The following is a 19,041-nucleotide window of genomic DNA, read 5'->3' as shown; positions in this document are numbered from 1 at the left end:
CCTCGCGGGAGCCACTGACGCCTCGGCTCGCCGGCGGCGACGAACCGTCGCGCCGCGCCCTGGATGCGGTGCCGACCTGCGGGTGAGCCGCAGGTGTGTGGTCCAGTCGGCACGGTCTGCGCCTCATTGCGGGCCGTCGGCACGAGTTCGCAGGGCCTGGTGGACGGACCACACCACGGCCACCAGCGGTACGGCGACCACGGCGCCGATCACCCCCGCCGCGACCGCTCCGCCGACGACCGCCAGCGCGACCACCACCGGGTGCAACCGGACGGCCCAGCTCATCACGATGGGATGCAGGAGGTGGCCCTCGATCTGGCCGATGACCACGATCAGGGCCACGACCACCAGGGCGATGACCGCTCCCTTCGACGCGAGCGCGACGACGGCCGCGATCGACAGGGCGATCGGCGAGCCGATCAGAGGAATGAACGCGGCCAGGAACTCCAGCAGCGCCAACGGCACCGCCAGGGGCACCCCCAGAGCGAACAGCGCGATACCCACGAGGACCGCGTTGGTCGCGGCCACCAGCAGGATGCCGTGCGTGTAACCGGTGAAAGTCCGCCATGCGGCCCGGCCCGCGACCGAGACCTGCCGCCGTGCCCCGTCGTGGAGCTGGTCGCAGACCCACTGCCATTGCCGGTCGCCGGAGTACGTGAAGAAGACCGCGCAGAACACGGCGAGGGCGAGCACGGTCAGCACCTCGATCAGTCGGCTCGCGCCGCTGAGCGCCGTGCTGATGAGGGTGGAACGGTGGCTCGACAGGAGCTTGCCGATCCGGGACTGGAGATCGTCGAACGCGTCCGGGGGAAGGCGGAAGGGAGGTTCCTCCAGCTGGTGTTCGATCCGGTCGATTCCCGTGACGAACTCCTTCTCCAGCCCACTTCGCTGATCCGCCGCGGTCTCACCCACCAGGGCCAGCGCGCCGAGGACGAGGACGACGCCGCCGATGAGCGCGGCGGCGACCGCGAGCGACCGTGGCACGAAGCGCGCGAGGAGGCCGGCCGCGGGGCGGAGTACGGCGGTGATGACAAGTCCCAGGAAGACGGCGACGGCGATCCGGTGAAACTGCCCGAGCACGGAGAAGGCGACGTGGACGACGACGCCGACGGCGATGATCCGCCACGCATACGCGGCCGCGGTCCGCAGCAGACCCGGTACGTGCGGTTCCTCGCTGCTCGGTCGTTCGAGCGGCACGGCGGGCTGATCGGGGGGTGTGGGCATCTCATGCCCGTACCACGCGCCGACCGTCGGAGCGCGGCAGAGCCTCGAAGTTCCCCCGAAGGCCGGTAAGGACTGTCGCCTCTCACCGCGGCCGGATCACAGTGCCTTGCCGACACCCTCCCGGCGAGGTCCTCCGCCGTGCCCACCGTGGTGCCGGGCCCCTCTGCGCGTCACCTCCAGGGTCTTGTCGGCGATGGCGACGCGGGTGGGCACGGTGTTGTTCGGCCGACAGGCGCATCAACGCCGACGGCTCCCACCCCGAGGAAAGGGTAGGAGCCGTTCGGATGCCTTACCGTCTACGACGTCGGCGGTTCACGCGTGGCGGTGCGAACGCCGGTTGCCGGTGACGAGGCGGTAGAGGGCGAGCAGGATGAAGGAGCCGACGATCGCGGCGATCCAGGTGGAGAGGTCGAAGAACCCGTCGATGGAGTCGACGCCGAAGATCACCTTGCCGAGCCAGCCGCCGAGCAGACCGCCGACGATGCCGATGAGCATGGTGATGATGATGCCGCCGGGGTCCTTGCCCGGCATCAAGGCCTTGGCGATGGCGCCGGCGAGCAGGCCGATCACGATCCACGCGATGATGCCCATGGTGTCTCTCCGCTTCGTCGTGTAAAGACAGTGTCAGCTTCTCGTGTGCACCGATTGCCTTCGAACAAACGTCTATGGCGAATACTTGGTGGGACGAGGAGCGACGCCCGGCTTCGAGGCGGGGAAGGGCGGGGCAGGAGGCGCGGGCGCGGTGCGGGTGCCTGTGGTGACGCATGGTCCGCGCGGCCGCCTCCCCGATCCGGCCGACGGAGTGTCAGGCCCCGACGGCCGGTGGACCGTCAAGGCCCCGACGACCGGTGCACTGTCAAGGCCGCGTCCCCGACAACCGGCGCCAGGTGTCCGGGGCGAGCGGTCCGGAGGGCTCAGCCCTACAGCGAGGGTGCCGAGCCCGGCAGCGGGCGCCCCGCGGACTCGGCCATGAACCACACCGCCACACCGCCGATGACGGCCGCGGCCATCATGTAGTACGCGGGCATCATCATGTTCCCGGTCGCCCCGATCAGGGCCGTCACCACCAGCGGGGTGGTGCCGCCGAAGAGCGACACGGAGACGTTGAAGCCGATCGACAGCGATCCGTAGCGGACCTTCGTCGGGAACAGCGCCGGCAGGGCGGCCGGCATCGCCGCCGTGAAGCAGACCAGCAGCAGGCCCAGCGCGCCCATGCCGAGCGCGACCGCGAGCAGGCTGCCCTGGCGGATCAGCAGCAGCGCGGGGACGGACAGCAGCAGGAAGCCCGCACAGCCCGCGGCGATCACCGGTCGGCGGCCCACCCGGTCCGTCATGGCCCCCGCGAAGGGCTGGACGATCATCATCACGGCCATCACGCCGAGCACGACGAGCAGGCCGTGCGTCTCGTCGTAGTGGAGCTCACCGGTCAGATAGCTCGGCATGTACGACAGCAGCATGTAGTCGGTGACGTTGAAGACGAGCACCAGGCCGACGCAGAGCAGCAGCGCCCGCCACTGGCCCACGATCATCTGGCGCAGCGGCACCTTCGGGCGGTTCGACTCGGCCTTCTCGATCTCGGCCGCGAACGCCGGCGTCTCCTCCAGCCGTATCCGCAGATAGAGGCCGACGATGCCCATCGGGCCCGCGATCAGGAACGGGATCCGCCAGCCCCAGCTCAGCAGGTCCTCCGTGGACAGCAGCGCGGTCATCACCGTGACCAGGCCCGCGCCGCCGATGTACCCGGCGAGCGTGCCGAACTCCAGCCAGCTGCCGAGGAAGCCGCGCCGCTTGTCGGGCGCGTACTCGGCGATGAAGGTGGAGGCGCCCGCGTACTCGCCGCCGGTGGAGAAGCCCTGCACCAGGCGGGCTGCCAGCAGGAGCACCGGGGCTCCGACGCCGATCGACGCGTACGACGGGATGAGGCCGATGGCAAAGGTGCCCGCGGCCATCATGATCATGGTGACGGCCAGCACCTTCTGACGGCCGACGCGGTCGCCGAGCGGTCCGAAGACCATGCCGCCGATCGGTCGGACGAGGAAGGCGGCGGCGAAGGCGCCGAAGGTGGAGAGCAGCTGGGTGGTCGGGTTCCCGGACGGGAAGAAGACCTTGCCCAGGGTGACCGCGATGTAGCTGTAGACGCCGAAGTCGAACCATTCCATCGCGTTGCCCAGAGCGGCGGCCCTCACCGCGCGTTTCACCAGCGCGGGGTCCGTGACGGTGGCGTTCTCGGGGACGATGGCGTTCTTCGGGACGGTCGGGAGGGATGTCGGGGGAGAGGCGACTGTGGCACTCGGCAAAGCTTTGCTCGCCTACTTTCGTCGGGGGCAGGGACGGGTCTGCTCGACGGCGCCGGCGGCAGGCCAAAGAGCGACGATAGGCGTACATGTCCCCCTCACGGGCTGTGCGCACTTCGCTGCATGCTGCATGTAAATGCGGTGTGGGCAGGACCGTAGCGCCGCTCCGGAGGGCATTTCACGGGATCATGTTGTGACCCATCTCGCGTCCTGCGAAAGCAACCGGACCTCGGGGCCGGGCTGCGGGAGCCGGGGGACGTGGCCGGTCACGGACACGGACACCGAAGGCGGCCTGTTCCGTACCCTGGCGGCATGCGCATGCGCCCCACTCTGAGCTGGACCCCCGCCGAGGACCTGCCGCCGGGCACGACCGATCCGGAGCAGGTCGTCGACGCGCTGAGGGCCGGCGGCGTGCTGGTGCTCAGCGGGGCGGGTATCTCCACGGAGTCGGGCATCCCCGACTACCGGGGTGAGGGCGGGAGCCTGAGTCGGCACACCCCGATGACCTACCAGGACTTCACCTCCGATGCCCGGGCCCGACGCCGGTACTGGGCGCGCAGCCACCTCGGATGGCGCACCTTCGGGCGCGCCCGTCCCAATGCCGGGCACCGGGCCGTGGCCGCGTTCGCGCGGCACGGTCTGCTCTCGGGCCTGATCACCCAGAACGTCGACGGCTTGCACCAGGCCGCCGGCAGCGAGGACGTCGTGGAACTCCACGGGAGCCTGGGCCGGGTCGTCTGCCTGTCCTGCGGTGCCTTCAGCCCGCGTCGCGAGCTCGCCCGGAGGCTGGCGGAGGCCAATGCGGACTTCGAGCCCGTGGCGGCGGCGATCAATCCGGACGGTGACGCCGACCTCACCGACGAACAGGTCGGGGACTTTCGGGTGGTGCCCTGCACGGTCTGCGGCGGCATCCTCAAACCGGACGTGGTGTTCTTCGGCGAAACCGTTCCGCCGCCGCGCGTGGAGCACTGCCGCACGCTGGTCCGCGAGGCGGCCTCGCTGCTGGTCCTGGGCTCCTCACTGACGGTGATGTCCGGACTTCGGTTCGTCCGTCAGGCGGGCCAGGCCGGGAAGCCCGTGCTGATCGTCAACCGGGACCCGACCCGGGGCGACCAGCACGCCCTCACCCGGGTCGCGCTCCCCTTGGGGACGACCCTCACCACCGTGGCCGGCCGGCTGGGCATCCTGCTCGACGACCGGGCGGCGCCTGCGTAGGACCGTGACGGCGAGGGGGCGGATCTGCGCTACCTGCCGAGGTCGCGCAGCACCTCCCTGGCTGCGCGCGCACCCGAGGCCATCGCCCCTTGGACCGAGCCCGTGGCCCGGTGGTCACCGCACACGTATCTGCCCCGGGCCACCCGGGTCGTGCGGCTGAGTTCCTGAGGGGGCGCCATCGCCGGCAACGCGTCGGGCACCGTACGGACGGTCAGCAGGTCCCAGCGGTCGGCGTCGGTGGCGTAGACCTCGCTCAGCGCCTCGCGCAGCGCGCGTTCGCGGCCTTCGGCGTCCGAGCCGAGCACCGAGGTGGCCACGAGCGCCCGGCCGGGGGGCGCGTAGGAGGCTGCCACGTTGCTCAGCACGCAGGTGTTGAGGAAGCGGCGCCGGGTGTCCACCAGCAAGGTGGGCTCGTTCAGCGGCGGGTCCGGCATGACGTGGTAGTAGGTCGTCACCACGCGGTACGCGGGCAAGGTGACGTCGGGCAGCAGGGTTCCGGCTGGTCCCGGGCCCGTGGCCACCACCACGGCGCGCGCCGGGACGACTTCGCGGGCGGCGGTCTCCACGCCGTCGTCCGTCAGACGCTCGACGGGCGTCTCCGGTCGCACGGTGCCCTTCGGCAGCGACGCAGCCAAGGCGAGGGGTACGGCGCCGATGCCTGCGGCGGGCAGGCTCAGGGTGCCGCGCAGCATGCTGCGCCACACGAGATGGAAGACCCGGGCGGACGTCTCCAGCCGGTCCTCCAGGAACACCCCGGACAGGAAGGGCAGGAAGAAGCGCTCGACGAACGCGTCGGTGAAGCCCGCGTCGGCAAGGGCCTTGCGTGGGCTGCGATCCGGCCGCCGCTTCAGCCGGTGCGGCGGGGCCACCGCGTCCGAGGCCGAGAGGGCGCCCAGCGCCGCCAGGTCGCGCGGCCCCGCGAGGCGCCCTGACAGGAGGTCGACGAGCGTGGACGGGTGAGCACGGGGGTCGGTCAGGTGGCGCCTGCCGCCGGCGGTGTGGATGAGGACGCCCCGGTCGAAGGGGCGTAGGTCCAGCCCGTCCCCGGTCAGGCGTCGCCGGAGCTGTGGGTAGGACGGGTTGAAGACCTGGAAGCCACGGTCGATCACGAAGCCGTGCACACGGTCGGAGCGCATCCGGCCGCCGACCCCGTCGGAGGCTTCCAGGATCCGCACGCCGACGCCGGCGGCCAGCAGGTCCTGAGCGCAGGCGAGGCCGGCGACACCTGCTCCGACCACCACGACGTCCGATGATCGTTCGGTTGCGGTCACGTTGTTTCCCTCCATCACCGGGTGGCCCGGGCACGAACGCACCAGTCCCGGTATGCGGATTCGTGCCGTCCACTCCACTTCGCTCGCTACCGGGGGAGCGGATGCGGCTCGGCTCCGCTCCCGCTTCGTGTATCGGCCAATGGTGATGGCATGCGTGTGCGGTTCGACCGGTATCCCTCCAGGTGGCAGGTCGAACCCGCGCCGCCGTCGCCTACGCCTTCAGCGACCCGGAGCTGACCGGCGCCACGATCCTCGACGCGCTGCGCGTCGCGGCGGATCCCGTCCCGGAAGCCCGGGTCCGCGCGGCAGCGCGAGCCGCCCGGGCCGACGCCTTCATCCGCCGTCTGCCCGCCGGCTGTCTCACCCCCGTCCGTGACGCGCCCCTCTCCGGAGGACAGCGCCAGCGCCTGGGACTCGCACGCGCCCTGGCCCGCGACGGCCGGCTGCTCGTCCTCGACGACGCGACGTCCAGCCTGGATTCCGCCACCGAGGCCGCGGTCCTGCGCGCCATGGACGCCACCCACGCACACCGCACCCGGCTGGTCGTGACGCGCCGGACGGCCACGGCCGCCCGAGCGGACCTCGTGGCCTGGCTGCACGAGGGGCGCGTCCGGGCCCTCGCTCCGCACCACGAGCTGTGGCGCGTACCCGCCTACCGCAGCATGTTCCGCGGCGCCGAGGACGCGGAGGGCTGAAGACGAAAGGACGACATCCATGGGACAGCCCATGCCGGAACACGCCGCCCGCCCGCCCCGCCCGACCTCCCGCTCCCTCACCGCGGCCAACAGCGCGGCCCTGCGCCTGATCCGCGGCAGCCTCGCGGACAACCGCGCCGCCGCCCTCCGGCTGACCTGGTGGACACTGCTCTCCGCCGCGCCCGCCCCCGTCTCCGGCAAGGCCCTCGCCCTCGCCGTCGACCAGGGCTTCCTGATGGACCGGCCCCGCACGGCGGCCCTCGGACTGGGACTGTTCGCCCTGTGCACCTTCGGCGGTGCCTGGGCGAGCCGGCAGACCTACCCCTGGCTCGCCGAGATCGTCGAGCCGCTGCGGGACCGGCTGTTCCGCGACGTCGTCACGGGCACCCTGCACCGGGCGGTGACGCCGGGCGCGGGGCGGGACGAGTGCGCCGCCGTCGCAGTCGCCCGGCTCACCCGGCAGGTCGAGGCCGTACGGGACGCGCTCGCCGGCCAGCTCATGCTCCTGTGGCGGTTCGTCCTGACGGTCTCCGCCGTCGTCACCGGCACCGCCGTCCTCGCCCCGGCCGCCGTCCCCTTGGTCGCAGGCCCGCTCCTGGTGGCCCTCGGACTCTTCGCCGTCCTGGCGCCCGCCACCGTCCGCAGACAACGCGCGGCGTTCGACGCCGAGGAGACGCTGGCGGGCCGCGCGGTCGAGACCGTCGCGGAACTCCGGGACATCGTCGCCTGCGGAGCCCACGAGCACGCGCAACGTGAGGCCCTCGACGCGGTGCGCCGGCACTTGCGCGCATCGAGGGCGCTCGCCGCTGTGTCCGCACTGCGCCGTCTGATCGTGGCGCTGGGCGCGCACAGCCCCCTCCTGCTCGTCGTCCTCGCCGCGCCGAGGCTGCTCGCCCGCGGCATGACCGCCGGCGAGATCGTGGGAGTGCTCGCCTCTGTCCTGGCCACCCTGGAACCGGCGATCCGGCTCCTGGTACAGGGTCTCGGGGCCTCCTGGCTGCGCCTCGCCGTGGCGGCCGAGCGTCTCGCCGACGCCGCCTGCCGCCCGGAACCCCGCCCCGACCCCCGCCCCGCCCTGCGGCCCGCGGACGGCTCGGCCGCCCTGTCGGGGATCGCCTTCGCCTACGGCCCGGAGGCCGAACCCGTGCTCGACGGGCTCGACCTGTCCCTCGCCGACGGCGACCACCTCGTCGTCGTCGGTCCTTCCGGCATCGGGAAGTCCACACTGGCGGACCTGCTGACCGGCATGCTGGCGCCGCACCGCGGGGAGATCCTCCTCGGCGGTGTGCCCCTCGATTTGGTCGCCCGGCACGACCTGGCACACGCCCGGGTCCTGCTGCCGCAGACCCCCTACGTCTTCGCGGGCACCCTGCGCGAGAACCTCTGCTACCTCGCTCCCGAGACCCCCGACGGTGTCCTCGCCGAGGCGGTGGAGGCACTGGGGATGAGCGCCCTGGCGGTTCGGCTGGGCGGACCCGACGGCCGGGTCGATCCGGCCGGACTCTCCTGCGGCGAACGTGAACTCGTGGCCCTGGCCCGGGCCTACCTTTCCACTGCCCTGCTGGTCGTCCTCGACGAGGCCACCGGTCACCTCGACGCGGCGGCCGAGCGGCAGGTGGAGGAGGCGTTCCGCCGGCGCCCCGGAACCGTCGTCATCATCGCGCACCGCATGACCTCGGCCCGTCGCGCGGACCGGGTGCTGCTCCTGGACGGAGGCCGACCGCGGGTCGGCACGCACCGGACCCTGCTCGCCCAAGTCCCGCTCCACGCCGACCTGATGGGCCACTGGCGAACCGGCGCAACAGGGGACGGCCACCCCGGTGACGCCCACCCAGGGGACGGCAACCCGGGGGACGCCCCCGCTCCGGGCGGACGCGCGGCGGCCCGACTCAACAGCCCGGACGCAGCATCAGATCGCTCATCGTCGCGTCCCGCGGCAGATCCAGAGCCGTGACGACGGCGGCCGCCACGGACGCCGGGCTCATAGGGGCCTGCGGCGCGTAGGGGAGACCGAACTGCTCGTGCAACCGGACCTGCATCGGCGTGTCCGTCTCCCCTGGGTACACGGTGGTCACCCGCACGCCCTGGGCGTACTCCTCCGCCCGCAGGGACTCGGCCAGGGCTTTCAGGCCGAACTTGGACGCGGCGTAGGCGCTCAGCCGCGGCGGCGCGTGCACCCCCGCACCCGAGTTCACGAAGACCACGTGTCCCCGGCCCGCACGCAGCGCGGGCAGCAGCAAGCCCGTCAGCTCGGCCGGGGCGATCAGATTCACGGCGAGGGTGTCCTGCCAGACCTCCGCGCTCAACTCGCCCACCCGGCCCGACTCCGCCACCCCGGCCACGTGCAGCAGCGAGTCCAGCCGCCCGGGCAGCGCCTGCGCCTCGAGCCGGGTCCGTATCGCTCCCGGCACGGCCAGGTCGGCCACCAGGGTCCGGCTGCGGGGGAACCGGGCACGCAGCTCTCCGGCCCGCCCCTCGTCCCGTGCCAGCAGCCACAACTCCTGTCCCCGCGCGGCGAACAGCTCCGCCAATGCCGCGCCGATACCCGAACCCGCACCTGTGATGAGGTGAACTCCCATGACCTGATACACACCCAATATCACCATCTCATCCCTTGCGGGACAGGCGAGTTGGGGGAGCCCGGCCGATCGCGCGTCCACCGCAGTGTCAGATCAGCCACCGCCCGTCGCGCATCAGTTCGCGGTCGGACAGCTCGTTCTCCTCGCGCCAGGCCTGGACACGGCGCGGGACGATCCGGAACCACCGATACGACGTGGCCGATACACGCGGATCGAAACCGGCGCGTTCGGCGAACCGGTCGCCTCGCTCCCGCGGCAGCCCGTCGAGCTCGAGGACCTCGACCTCGCCGTCGATCACGGTCACGTCGCGGGTGCGGCCGAGCGCCAGCCGAACCACACGGGTCGCGGCCAGGTTCCTGCCGGTGGGGCTGTTCGTCGGGGTGGCCAGCAACAGCGCCTCCCCGTCCCAGTCGAAGGACAGCGGTACCAGGTACGGTGCGCCGTCGGCCGACGCACTGGCCACCCAGACATCGACGTCGTGGGTGAGCCGGTGTTCGGCGTCGTGACGACGCTGAGCGTGGGGGCGGGGTTCGGTGTCCATCGGTCCTCCGGAAGTCCGTCGTGGTCACGATCGGCAGAAGTCCGGTCGTGGGTCACGGTCGACCCGGGAAGCCCGCCGGGCCGATCGCCGTGGTCACAGACTCCCCCGGCCCGGGTGCGGGGCGCCTCCGTGCCCACCACGGAATCCGCCACGGACGAACGGATAATGAGGCGGTGATCAGTTCAGAGATATCCGCCCGGGAAGCCCAGGTGCTCGCACTGCTCGGGGAGCACCTCAGCAACGCGGAGATCGCCGCGCGGTTGGTCATCTCCGTACGCACCGTCGAGTCGCATGTCTCCTCGCTGTTGCGCAAGCTCCGACTGCCGGACCGGCGGGCGCTCGCCCGGCACGCGGCCGAGTTCACCCGTACCGAGCCGTCGCGCCCGGTACCCGCCCTGCCGACACCGCTGACGGCGTTCGTCGGCCGGGGGGAGGAGCGTGGGCAGTTGGCCGAGGCGGTGACAGCACACCAACTGGTGACCGTGGTCGGCCCGGGTGGGGTGGGCAAGACGCGCCTCGCGCTGGCGGTGGCGGCGGACGTGGCCGACGACTTCGCCGACGGGGTGTGGTTCGTCGACCTGGTCCCGGTCACCGAACCGGGTCGGGTGGGCGCGGCCGTCGCGGCGGCCGTGGGGGTGGGCGAGCAACCGGGGCGCGGCATCGACGACGCGGTGCTTGCCGCGCTGACGGACCGCCGGACGCTGCTGGTGCTGGACAACTGCGAGCGGGTGAGCGACGCGGTGGCGCCTTTCCTGGAGCGGCTGTTGGCGGCCTGTCCGCGGCTGCGCGTGCTCGTGACCAGCCGGGCCAGGCTGATGGTGCCGTTCGAGCGGGTCTTCCAGGTCCCGCCGCTTTCGAGGGCAGGCGGTGACCGGTCGGAGGCCGTGGCCCTGTTCATGGACCGGGCGTCGGCGGTCGGGCAGCCGCCTGGCCCGTCATCGAACGAGGAGGTCGTGACCATCTGCGAACGGCTCGGCGGCATGGCGCTGGCGATCGAGCTGGCGGCGGCGCGGTGGTCCACCCTCGGACTGGACGGCCTCACGGCAGGACTCTCCGATCAGCTGCGGATCCTCACCGGCGGACCCCGCGCCGACGACCGGCACCGGTCGGTGCGGGCGGTGCTGGACTGGAGCCATGACCTGCTGGAGCCGCGGAGCCAGGCATTGCTGCGGCGGGTGTCGGTGTTCGTGGCGCCGTTCACCGCCGAGGCGGCCGCCGAGGTCGCCGGGTTCGCTCCGCTGGATCCGGCCGCGGTCGTCGACGGGCTCGGCAGACTCGCCGAGCAGAGCCTCCTGGCCGTGACCTCGTCGGCCACGGGCACCCGGTACCACGCGCTGGAGACCATCCGCCAGTACGGGACGGAGCGGCTCACCGACGCCGACGAGCTCGAACAGGTCCGATCCCGCCACCTGGACTGGTGCTCGACCGGCGCGCGTGTCCTCGTCGGAGCGTCGGGCACGGACTGGCGCGCCCGGTTCGAAGCCGTGGCGGACGACCTCCGGGCCGCCCTCACCTGGGCGGCCGACCGGCCGGATCGGCGCGCGGACGCGCATCGCCTCGCCCTGTCCCTGGCCGAGCTGGCCTTCTTCCGCAACCTGCTCGGCGAGTCCCAGCAGCGGTACGAGCAGGCGGCCGGGCTCTCCGACGACGCCGACGGGGCCGCGGCACTGCGGCAGGCCGCCGCGGTGGCCGGGTGCCGAAGGCTCGGTGACGACATGTTCCGGCTGCACCGCGCCGCAGCGGACGCCGCGCGACGGGCCGGGAACACCGCCGGTGCCGGCCGCGACCTGGCGGCGGCCGCCACCAACGCGTACCGCTTCTCCAGTACGTTCACGCAGGTTCCCACCAGGGGAGAGGTGACCGCCCTGCTCGCGGCGGCGCAGGAGCTGGCCGGCGATGCCGCGGCCGCTCGGGCGGCTGTCGCGCTCGCCGAGGCGGCGGTGGTCGCGGATGCGTTCGGGGCCGTCCAGGGCGACCTGGACAACACCGTGGAGGAGACCGTCGTACGTGCCGAACGCGCTGTCGACCTCGCCCGGTGCGCGGGCGACCCGGTGGCGGAGTCGGCCGCCCTCGACGCGCTCTCCGGGGCCCGGAGCTGGACCGGTGAGGCCTTCGCCGCCGCGGCCGCCGCCCGGCGCCGGATCGACGTCCTGGACTCGGCGCCGCGTACCCCGGCCGGTGCGCACGAGCTCATGGACGCCCTCGCCATGGCCGCCGGAACCGCCGTCGGCGTGGGCCGGCTGCCGGAAGCCCGCCGGTGGGGCAGACAGCTCGCCGACCACCCGCTGCTGGCCGAGGTGGGGCACCATGCCACGTCCTGGCTGCTGGTCGCGGACGCGTTCGCCGGCCATGCCGACCAGGTGCTCACCGGCAGTGCGCGGTTCCTCGACGCGTGGGAGCAGAGCGGCCGTCAGCGGTCGTTCTCGCTCGGCCCCGCCGCCGCTTCGGTCGCCATGGTGCACGGCCTGCGCGGCGACCACGACGGCCGGGAGACCTGGCGCGCGATCGTCGACCGGGCGGGCAACGCACCGGAACACCGCCACGGCTACGGTGCGGTCTTCGACGCCATGGTGCTGCTCCACCACGGGGACGCGGACGCGGCGGCGCGGCGGGTCGCGCCGGAGCCGGACCAGGTGTGGAAGTGGGTGTCCTGGGTCTGGCTCCACTGGTACGTGGCGCTCCGGGCGGAAGCCGCGGTGCTCGCCGGGCACCCGGACGCCCGCTCCCGGATCGACGCCGCCCGGACCGTGGTCGCCGGAAATCCGATCGCCACCGCCCAGGTGGACCGCGCGCAAGCCCTGCTCGACGGCGACCCGGCGCGGCAGCTCGCCGCCGCCGCGGCTTTCGAGGCGGCCGGCTGCCCCTACCAGTCGGCGCGCACGCTGCTGCTCGCGGGCGGCGAACATGCCGTCGCGGGTACGGCCGTGCTGGCCGACCTCGGTCTCGCACCCGTGGCCGTCCGGTAGCCGCTCGCCCCATGCGTCCGGTGCGCCGTCAGCTCACCGCCTGCTTCACCAGTGCGGCGATCCGCGCCTCCGCCTCGGCCGTCACTTCGGTCAGGGCGAAGGCGGTCGCCCACATCGTGCCTTCGTCCAGCTTCGCCGGGTCGTTGAACCCGAGTGTCGCGTAGCGCGACTTGAACTTCGCCGCGCTCTGGAAGAAGCAGACGACCTTGCCGTCCAGTGCGTAGGCGGGCATCCCGTACCAGAGCTTCGGCGCGAGGGCCGGGGCGTTGGCCGTGACGACGGCATGGACGAGCTCGGCCATCGTCCGGTCGGAGTCCTGCATCTCGGCGATCTTCGTGAGCACGTCCCGCTCCGCCTCCGCCGCCTTTTCCGCAGGAGAGCCGCGGCGCGCCGCCTTCTTCTGCCCCTCGGCGTGCTCCTTCATCGCGGCCCGCTCCTCGGCCGTGAATCCCTCGTACGTGCTGCCGTCGGTGCTGGTCATGGTTGCTCCCGTGGTCAAGGCGTGGACCGTGATCGGCCCGGCGGGTCCTGCCGGGCCCGTCGCTGTGGGTCACAGCCTCTCCCGGCCGGCGACGGAGCGCCTCCGTGCTGACCACGGAATCCACCACGGAGCGGGCCGGGTGCCCAGGAGAAGGGCCCGCGGCACGGAGAGCCGGCGCCTCAGCCCGTGGCGGCGAGCCTGTCCGTGCGGCCGCCCAGCGCGGCGGAGAACTGGTCCGTGACCTGCTCCAGGGCCACCGCGGCAGCGGGCGCGAGGGGCGGCGCGCCGACTTCCGCGGCGATGTCCCGGTCGAGCGTGAACCAGCCGGGCACGATGTGCGCCGCGCCCATGGAACTGAGGACCGGGCGCAGGGCGTAGTCGATCGCCAGCACGTGGGCCGTGCTGCCGCCGGTGGCCAGCGGCAGGACGGTCTTGCCGGTCAGCGCGTACTGCGGGAGCAGGTCGAGCAGCGACTTCAACAGGCCCGAGTAGGCGGCCTTGTACACGGGCGTGCCGATCACCACCCCGTCCGCCCGCGCGAACAGCTCCGCGGCGGCGACGATCGCCGGATGCCCGAAGTCCGCGCCGAGCAGCGCCTCGGGGGGCAGGGTGCGCACCTCCAGCGGGGTCACCTCGTGCCCCTGCCGCCGTAGCCGGTCGTCCAGGTGGCGCAGCAGTCGGGTGGTGCGGGAGGTGGGGGAGGGACTTCCGGAGACGGACAGGACGGCAGCCATGCGGGACCTTCCGGGGATGAGGTTCAGACGTGTGAACAAGGCGGACTCGTAAGGCGGTTGCTCACCACGCGCTCGACCGCACGGTGATCAGCGGGCGCAGCTCGTTGCGGAGCGTTTCGAGGAACGAGACGACCTCGGCCGCCGCCGAACGGTGCTGGAGGTCGTTGAGGACGTCGTGATGGGCGCCGTGCACGACCGAAAGACGTGCGTGGGGCAGTGACTTCGCCGTGCGCGCCAGCGCCTCGTGATCGGCGAGGGGATCGGCGTCCCCGACGAGGAGCAGCACCGGGACGTCGACCTCGCCCTCGTGGACGGCGGTGAGCAGGGCGTCCGGCAGGGCGTCGTCGAGCGCGCCCCGCCGCACCTGGGGATCCTCGGTGAGCACGCCCCGGTGGGCGGGGCAGGAGGTGCGGACGGCGAGTTCGTCGTCCCAGCTCTCCCCGGTGCCCGCGGTCCGCCCGGGCAGGCCGGCGAGGACGAGGGCGTCGGGTCGCACGGCGGCCGGTGCCCCCGTCCGGCCGAGGAGCGCGGCGATCGCGACGGCACCCGAGTCGGCTCCGGCGAGCACGACGGGCCGGACCGCCTCGCCCTCGGACACGGTGCCCTCGACGGCGTCGGCGACCCGGGCGGCGAAGCCGTCCAGCGAGGCCCCCGGGTCCTCGGCGGCCAGGTCCGGGCCGTCGATCACCCGCACGCGGTAGGCGTCCGCGGCGAGCCGCCTGCCGAAGCGGGCGTAGGTCGCGCGGGTCTCGCCCCGGCCGGGAACGACGACGACGGTGCCGCGGATGCGCAGGCCCTCGGGGCCGTGATAGTCGCTGTACTGGGTCATGTCACACTCCTGCGGATGCGGATGCGGATGCGGATGCGGATGCGGATGCGGATGCGGGTTCGGCCTGGCGCGCGGGCGTCCAGCCCAGCGCGGGGGCCACTTCGGTCGCGATGAGTTCGAGCGCGCGGACGGTCGCGTCGTGGTCGGGGACGGCTGGGTTGAACTGGGCGATCAGATCCGTCGTGACGGGGAGGACCCTCTCCTGCCGCAACGCCGCGACGATCTCGTCGGGGTGGCCGTAGAAGCAGTGGAAGCGACGCAGTGCCTCGTCCGCGTCCAGGCCCTCGGGGAACGCGCCGTGCCGCGCCATGCGCAGTGCCGCACGGTGGACGTCGTCACCGATGTGACGCAGCGCGGTGCGCCGGTCCTTGGCGGGGAACACGAAACGGGAGAGGCCGACGCGCGGACGGCGCGGTCCGTCCCAGGCGGCCAGGAAAGCGTCGGCCCAGGGGCGCTGCACCTCGTCGGTGGGAGCGTCGAAGCCGTACGCCGCCCGGTTGAGCAGCAGGTTCGAACCGTGCTCCGCGGCGTACACGGCGCCCTGCGCGCTGAACACGCCCTGCCATACCCGGTCGGAGAATTCGCCCGGCGCCGGCTGGATCCGGAATCCGGGCGCGCCCACCTCGCGGCCGGCCAGGGCCTGGCGCAGGACGTCGAGGTTCCGGCTGGTCAGCTCGCGCTTGCGGGCGACGTCCCGGCCGAAGGCGGCGTACTCCAGGTCGCTCGACCCGCTGCCCACACCGATCTCGACCCGTCCGCCGCTGAGAGTGTCGACGGTGGCGATGTCCTCGGCGAGGCGGACCGGGTTCTCCAGTGGCAGGACGGTGACCGCGGTGCCGAGCCGGATGCGGGTGGTGCGCGCCGCCGCGTGGGCGAGGAAGGTCCACGGGGAGGACAGCCCACCGCCGCCGAGCGGGACGTGGTGCTGGGCGACCCAGCCGATGTCGAAGCCGAGTTCGTCGGCGACGGTGAACAGTTCCTGGGCGTTGCGGTAGGTGCGGGCGAAGTCGTCGTCGCGGCCCTGGACATGGGTGAGGAAGCCCAGCCGGAGGCGAGGTCTCTCGCTCGTCATGGGGGATGGCCTTTCGTTGTCAGGCTGTGGTGCCCACGGCGTCCGGAAGGAACGCGCCGGTGCCGTCGGGCGTCGTCGGGGTGGGAGCGAGGCCGAGCACCCGGTCGAGGACCGCGTCGGCACCGCCCGCGGGCAGTCGTTCACCGCGCCACACGACGTGCTGGTCGGGGCGGATCAGGACGTTGGCGGTGCCGTAGACGGCGCGTGCCGAGGGGTCGGAGAGGTGGACGACGGTGAAGGGCAGCGAACGGGCGGCCGCCGCCACGGCGAAGGCCCGCTCGACCGTCCGGTCCTCGGTGAGGACGAGCAGACCGAAGGAGGTGCCGAGCCGGTCGTGGAGCGTCCCGCCGTTCGGGTCGACGGGGCCGTCCGGCGCGCGGTGGCCCGGGCGCGGGTCGTCCTCGTAGACGTCGGCACGCCACGGCGGTTCGGCGGCGAGCTGGCCGGGTTCGTACCAGACCACCGCGGAGGCGTCGTACCGTTCGTCGAAGGCGACACCGTCGGAGCCGAAGCGGTCCTGGCGCAGGCGTTCACCGATCTCGGACCGCCGCCGCACGGCCTCGGCGCCGAGATCGGCGTCGTCGGGTATGCCGCCGCGGCGGATCTCCGCCAGGGTGGCCTGGGTACGGCGCGACCGGGCCAAGGAGTGGTCGGCGACCCGCCGGTTGTGCCTGCGCCGCTCCTGGTCGTAGGAGTCCAGCAGGGACTGCGGGGCGTGACCGGCGAGGACGGCCGCCAGCTTCCAGCCGAGGTTGACGACGTCGCCGATGCCTTCGCCCAGGTTGCCGCCGGGCGTGCGCACATGGGCGGCGTCGCCGGCCAGCAGTACCCGGCCACGGCGGAACGTCTCGGCGATCCGGGTGGCGTGGTAGAACGTCGTCGCCGACACCAGCTCCAGGTCGGCGTCGAATCCGAACGCGGCCCGGGCCACCGCCAGCAGCTCGTCCTCGGCGGGCTCGTGGTCGAGGGGATACGGGCCGGCGTACACCCGCCACTCCCGGGAGCTGATGGCGGCGAGGAAGCCCGACGCCCCCGCGTTGACGACGATGTTGGTGGCGCTCGGGGCGGGCCCGGTCCGGTCGGAGATGTCGCCGGTGCGGACGACGAGGCGCAGCCGCTTTTCGGTGGCGTGCTCTCCTGCCCGGTCGATACCGGCCAGCCTGCGGGTGGTGCTGCCACCGCCGTCGGTGCCCAGGACGTAGGCCGCCCGGACGACACGTCGTTCGCCCGAGCCGCTGTCCACCACCTCGGTGACGACCCCTTCGGCGTCCTGGCGCAGGTCCGTCAGCTCCCAGCCGCCGGCGACGGCGATGCCCTGCTCCGCCAGGTGGTCCAGGAACACCTGCTGGAACACGGTCTGCGGACGGCGCAGTGCCTCGTCCGAGGAGTGGCCGAGGCGGCCGCCCCGGTCGCCGAAGGACGGACGGGGCGCGGGCAGGAGTTCATGACCGACGAGCGAGGTGACCAGCCGGGTGCCCTGGTTCCACTCGGGCGGGTAGGTCCAGGCGTCGCGGACGCGCTGGAGCAGTCGCCAGCGGCGCAGATGCTCCACCACCCGTGGGGTGTGGCCCATCGCGCCCGCCCGCACCAGGGGGGCGGTACGGGCCCGCTCGACCACGGCGGCCCGCACCCCGCGCGAGGTCAGCTCGACGGCCGCCGCCAGGCCCACCGGGCCCGCGCCGACGATCAGGACGTCGACCGTCGACGGGGGAGTGGCGTCGGGGAAGCGGACGGTGTGCACGTCACGGCCTCCCGTGACCGACAGTTCGCTCACGGCGGCGCCCTCAGTCCCGCGCGAGCTGCGGCTCGCGGGCGTGCCGGTTGGCCGGGACGGGCAGTCCGAGGTTGCCGCGCAGGGTGTCGGCCGTGTACTCGGTGCGGAACAGGCCGCGCTTCTGCAGGATCGGCACCACACCGTCGACGAAGAGGTGCAGCTCCTCCTCGGTGCGGAAGGCGAGGTTGATGCCGTCGAAGGTTCCCGCGTCGAACCACCGCTCGATGGTGTCGGCGACCGTGCGCGGATCCCCGACGAACGGTGACTGTCGGAACTGGTTGACCGACTCGGCCACTTGACGCAGGGTCAGGTTCTCCGTGCGGGCCCGTTCGATGAGCTTCGACGCGCCGGTGCGGCCGCCCTTCTCGGCGAGGTGCGCGACATCCGGGAAGGGCGCGTCCAGGTCGTGCGCGCTGAAGTCGTACGCCCCGAAGGAACGGCCCAGCAGGGCGAGGTTGCGGTCGAAGTCGTTGTCCTCCTCGAAGATCTCCCGCTCGCGGCGGCGGGCCGCCTCGTCGGTGGCGGCGACGACCGGGCCGCCGTGGATGAAGATCTTGATGTGGTCCGGGTCGCGGCCGTAGGAGGCGGTGCGCTTCTTGATGTCGGCGTAGTACTCCCGCGCCTGCTCCAGGGTGCCGCCGGGCGCGTAGATGCCCTCGGCGACCTGGGCGGCGAGATCGCGGCCCTCCTCGGACACCCCGGCCTGGAAGATCACCGGCTGGCCCTGCGGGGAGCGGGAGAGGTTGAGCGGTCCGGCCACCTTGAAGTGCTCGCCCACGTGGTCGAGTTCGTGCAGCTTGGCCGGGTCCAGGAAGACGCCCCGCTCGACGTCGGCGGGGAAGGCGTCGTCCTCGTAGGAGTCCCACAGCCCGCGGGCGACCTGGACGAACTCCAGGGCGCGGCCGTAGCGGGTGGTGTAGTCGAGGTGTTCGTCCAGCCCGTAGTTGCGGGAGGTTCCGGTGTCGAAGCTGGTGACGACGTTCCAGCCCGCGCGGCCGCCGCTGATGTGGTCGAGCGAGGAGAACCGGCGGGCGAGGTTGAACGGCGAGTTGTACGTCGAGCTCGCGGTGCCGACCAGGCCGATGTGCCGGGTGTGGGTGGCGACCGCGGACAGCAGGGTCAGCGGCTCCAGGCGGTTGAGGTAGTGCGCCGGGTAGGTCGCGTTGATGAACTGGCTGTCCACGATGAACAGGGCGTCGAACAGGGCGTGTTCGGCCGCCTGCGCCAACCGGATGTAGTAGTCGATGTCGATGCTGGAGTTCTTCGCGACGCGCGGGTCCTTCCACAGGCCGTGCTGGCCCGGGCCGCCGACGCCGTAGGGGTGGAGGGCGAGGTGAATGGTGCGGGACATGGATGTTCCTGTCTG

16 protein-coding genes are annotated in these 19,041 nt (G+C 72.8%); 4 read left to right on the top strand and 12 right to left on the bottom strand.

What is annotated here, in order from left to right; genetic code table 11:
- Positions 1-123: 123 nt before the first annotated feature.
- From OG736_RS02525 to proP, 3 genes are all read right to left on the bottom strand, one after another.
- Positions 124-1,224, bottom strand: a complete 1,101-nt coding sequence (locus OG736_RS02525; protein ID WP_327180913.1) for an AI-2E family transporter — start codon at positions 1,222-1,224, stop codon at positions 124-126.
- Positions 1,225-1,536: 312 nt separating this feature from the next.
- The gene (locus tag OG736_RS02520; RefSeq protein ID WP_327180912.1) at positions 1,537-1,815 is read right to left on the bottom strand and encodes a GlsB/YeaQ/YmgE family stress response membrane protein; all 279 of its coding nucleotides are present in this window, start codon (positions 1,813-1,815) and stop codon (positions 1,537-1,539) included.
- A gap of 329 nt (positions 1,816-2,144) precedes the next feature.
- The gene (gene proP, locus OG736_RS02515; RefSeq protein ID WP_327180911.1) at positions 2,145-3,521 is read right to left on the bottom strand and encodes a glycine betaine/L-proline transporter ProP; all 1,377 of its coding nucleotides are present in this window, start codon (positions 3,519-3,521) and stop codon (positions 2,145-2,147) included.
- Positions 3,522-3,830: 309 nt separating this feature from the next.
- Between proP and OG736_RS02510 the strand changes: the two genes are divergently transcribed.
- On the top strand, positions 3,831-4,733 hold the full coding sequence (locus OG736_RS02510) for an NAD-dependent protein deacetylase (RefSeq protein WP_327180910.1): 903 nt from the start codon (positions 3,831-3,833) through the stop codon (positions 4,731-4,733).
- Between the two features lie 29 nt (positions 4,734-4,762).
- Here OG736_RS02510 and OG736_RS02505 read toward each other — a convergent pair whose 3' ends face one another.
- Positions 4,763-6,019 carry an NAD(P)/FAD-dependent oxidoreductase gene (locus OG736_RS02505; protein ID WP_327180909.1) on the bottom strand — a complete coding sequence of 419 codons (1,257 nt, stop codon included), beginning with the start codon at positions 6,017-6,019 and terminating at the stop codon, positions 4,763-4,765.
- Between the two features lie 167 nt (positions 6,020-6,186).
- Between OG736_RS02505 and OG736_RS02500 the strand changes: the two genes are divergently transcribed.
- Both OG736_RS02500 and OG736_RS02495 read left to right on the top strand, forming a co-directional pair.
- Positions 6,187-6,699 (top strand): ATP-binding cassette domain-containing protein, encoded by a 513-nt coding sequence (locus tag OG736_RS02500; protein WP_327180908.1) that lies wholly within the window; start codon positions 6,187-6,189, stop codon positions 6,697-6,699.
- 19 nt (positions 6,700-6,718) lie between these two features.
- The gene (locus tag OG736_RS02495) at positions 6,719-8,653 is read left to right on the top strand and encodes an ATP-binding cassette domain-containing protein (protein WP_327180907.1); all 1,935 of its coding nucleotides are present in this window, start codon (positions 6,719-6,721) and stop codon (positions 8,651-8,653) included.
- Here OG736_RS02495 and OG736_RS02490 read toward each other — a convergent pair.
- Both OG736_RS02490 and OG736_RS02485 read right to left on the bottom strand, forming a co-directional pair.
- Entirely contained in the window at positions 8,589-9,278 is a 690-nt protein-coding gene (locus OG736_RS02490; RefSeq protein WP_327180906.1) for an SDR family oxidoreductase, read from the bottom strand. The genes OG736_RS02495 and OG736_RS02490 overlap by 65 nt on opposite strands.
- 88 nt (positions 9,279-9,366) lie before the next feature.
- Complete coding sequence (locus OG736_RS02485) at positions 9,367-9,819, bottom strand: pyridoxamine 5'-phosphate oxidase family protein (protein WP_327180905.1); 453 nt, start codon at positions 9,817-9,819, stop codon at positions 9,367-9,369.
- A gap of 173 nt (positions 9,820-9,992) precedes the next feature.
- On the opposite strand from OG736_RS02485, the gene OG736_RS02480 reads away from it, so the two are divergent.
- The gene (locus tag OG736_RS02480) at positions 9,993-12,785 is read left to right on the top strand and encodes an ATP-binding protein (protein WP_327180904.1); all 2,793 of its coding nucleotides are present in this window, start codon (positions 9,993-9,995) and stop codon (positions 12,783-12,785) included.
- A 28-nt stretch (positions 12,786-12,813) separates the two neighbouring features.
- Here OG736_RS02480 and OG736_RS02475 read toward each other — a convergent pair whose 3' ends face one another.
- The 6 genes from OG736_RS02475 to OG736_RS02450 all read right to left on the bottom strand — a co-directional run bounded on the left by OG736_RS02475 (position 12,814) and on the right by OG736_RS02450 (position 19,026).
- Positions 12,814-13,266, bottom strand: a complete 453-nt coding sequence (locus OG736_RS02475; protein WP_327180903.1) for an iron chaperone — start codon at positions 13,264-13,266, stop codon at positions 12,814-12,816.
- A gap of 179 nt (positions 13,267-13,445) precedes the next feature.
- A complete protein-coding gene (gene ssuE / locus OG736_RS02470; RefSeq protein WP_327180902.1) occupies positions 13,446-14,000 on the bottom strand; it encodes an NADPH-dependent FMN reductase in 555 nt (184 codons plus the stop codon).
- Between the two features lie 61 nt (positions 14,001-14,061).
- Complete coding sequence (locus tag OG736_RS02465) at positions 14,062-14,829, bottom strand: alpha/beta hydrolase (protein WP_327180901.1); 768 nt, start codon at positions 14,827-14,829, stop codon at positions 14,062-14,064.
- A gap of 1 nt (position 14,830) precedes the next feature.
- Positions 14,831-15,901 (bottom strand): LLM class flavin-dependent oxidoreductase, encoded by a 1,071-nt coding sequence (locus tag OG736_RS02460; protein WP_327180900.1) that lies wholly within the window; start codon positions 15,899-15,901, stop codon positions 14,831-14,833.
- 19 nt (positions 15,902-15,920) lie between these two features.
- Positions 15,921-17,675: an FAD-dependent monooxygenase gene (locus OG736_RS02455; RefSeq protein ID WP_327180899.1), complete on the bottom strand. Its 1,755-nt coding sequence runs from the start codon at positions 17,673-17,675 to the stop codon at positions 15,921-15,923.
- A 10-nt stretch (positions 17,676-17,685) separates the two neighbouring features.
- Positions 17,686-19,026, bottom strand: a complete 1,341-nt coding sequence (locus tag OG736_RS02450; protein ID WP_327180898.1) for an LLM class flavin-dependent oxidoreductase — start codon at positions 19,024-19,026, stop codon at positions 17,686-17,688.
- Positions 19,027-19,041 lie beyond the last annotated feature (15 nt).

This window comes from Streptomyces sp. NBC_01334 (assembly GCF_035983595.1).
GTDB classification, from domain to species: domain Bacteria; phylum Actinomycetota; class Actinomycetes; order Streptomycetales; family Streptomycetaceae; genus Streptomyces; species Streptomyces coriariae.
The sequence above is the reverse complement of the archived record's forward strand: the minus strand, read 5'-3'. Positions and strand labels throughout refer to the sequence as shown.

What these genes read in the sequence shown, in the direction of transcription:
- OG736_RS02525 (WP_327180913.1), bottom strand. Translation starts at nt 1,224, where the DNA reads ATGCCCACACCCCCCGATCAGCCCGCCGTGCCGCTCGAACGACCGAGC.
- OG736_RS02520 (WP_327180912.1), bottom strand. Translation starts at nt 1,815, where the DNA reads ATGGGCATCATCGCGTGGATCGTGATCGGCCTGCTCGCCGGCGCCATC.
- OG736_RS02510 (WP_327180910.1), top strand. Translation starts at nt 3,831, where the DNA reads ATGCGCATGCGCCCCACTCTGAGCTGGACCCCCGCCGAGGACCTGCCG.
- OG736_RS02505 (WP_327180909.1), bottom strand. Translation starts at nt 6,019, where the DNA reads ATGGAGGGAAACAACGTGACCGCAACCGAACGATCATCGGACGTCGTG.
- OG736_RS02495 (WP_327180907.1), top strand. Translation starts at nt 6,719, where the DNA reads ATGGGACAGCCCATGCCGGAACACGCCGCCCGCCCGCCCCGCCCGACC.
- OG736_RS02490 (WP_327180906.1), bottom strand. Translation starts at nt 9,278, where the DNA reads ATGGGAGTTCACCTCATCACAGGTGCGGGTTCGGGTATCGGCGCGGCA.
- OG736_RS02485 (WP_327180905.1), bottom strand. Translation starts at nt 9,819, where the DNA reads ATGGACACCGAACCCCGCCCCCACGCTCAGCGTCGTCACGACGCCGAA.
- OG736_RS02475 (WP_327180903.1), bottom strand. Translation starts at nt 13,266, where the DNA reads ATGACCAGCACCGACGGCAGCACGTACGAGGGATTCACGGCCGAGGAG.
- ssuE (WP_327180902.1), bottom strand. Translation starts at nt 14,000, where the DNA reads ATGGCTGCCGTCCTGTCCGTCTCCGGAAGTCCCTCCCCCACCTCCCGC.
- OG736_RS02465 (WP_327180901.1), bottom strand. Translation starts at nt 14,829, where the DNA reads ATGACCCAGTACAGCGACTATCACGGCCCCGAGGGCCTGCGCATCCGC.
- OG736_RS02460 (WP_327180900.1), bottom strand. Translation starts at nt 15,901, where the DNA reads ATGACGAGCGAGAGACCTCGCCTCCGGCTGGGCTTCCTCACCCATGTC.
- OG736_RS02450 (WP_327180898.1), bottom strand. Translation starts at nt 19,026, where the DNA reads ATGTCCCGCACCATTCACCTCGCCCTCCACCCCTACGGCGTCGGCGGC.